This is a genomic window from Mycobacterium kyogaense, assembly GCF_003254575.1.
In the GTDB taxonomy this organism is placed as follows: Bacteria; Actinomycetota; Actinomycetes; order Mycobacteriales; family Mycobacteriaceae; genus Mycobacterium; species Mycobacterium kyogaense.
In genome coordinates this window covers 1-447 of record NZ_QJUA01000120.1, presented here as the reverse complement: position 1 = coordinate 447, position 447 = coordinate 1, and the positions used below count along the sequence as shown (strand labels likewise).

1 protein-coding gene is annotated in these 447 nt (G+C 48.5%); it reads left to right on the top strand.

Translation table 11 applies throughout. The features are described from left to right. Nucleotides 1-447: hypothetical protein (locus DMB80_RS27835; RefSeq protein ID WP_162938743.1), on the top strand; the 447-nt coding region annotated here is incomplete at both ends.

The following is a 447-nucleotide window of genomic DNA, read 5'->3' as shown; positions in this document are numbered from 1 at the left end:
CTTCAATATTTTGACGAAGATCAACTTCTTCAAACTATACTTGAAGCAAAAGATATTCGCACAATGGCTCAAAAATATTCGCGTCAAGCAGTTTCTCAGCGTCCGTGCAAAGCTTGCAAAGAAGTTTTTCATTGCCAAGCAGAGCTATGCCACACCCCTACGGAAGTTTCATCGAGAGCTGGCATCCATACAAAGCGCATCTCTCGTCAACCTTCCCCACATCCGTGAGGGCTTGTCGCTGGATCGCTTCACAACGGCCATGACATCACAGAAGATGGCAGCTGTGGAATACTACCGGACTACCATGGATGGCGTTGAGAAGCAATTAGGACAGCTGATCAACACGCTGCAACAACGCGCCGATGTGCCGGATTTTGGCTCCCACGAAGCACTGGAGCAGTACATTACCTTTTTGGAGGATCAAGCCGTTAAGCGTAGCGGAGGTAT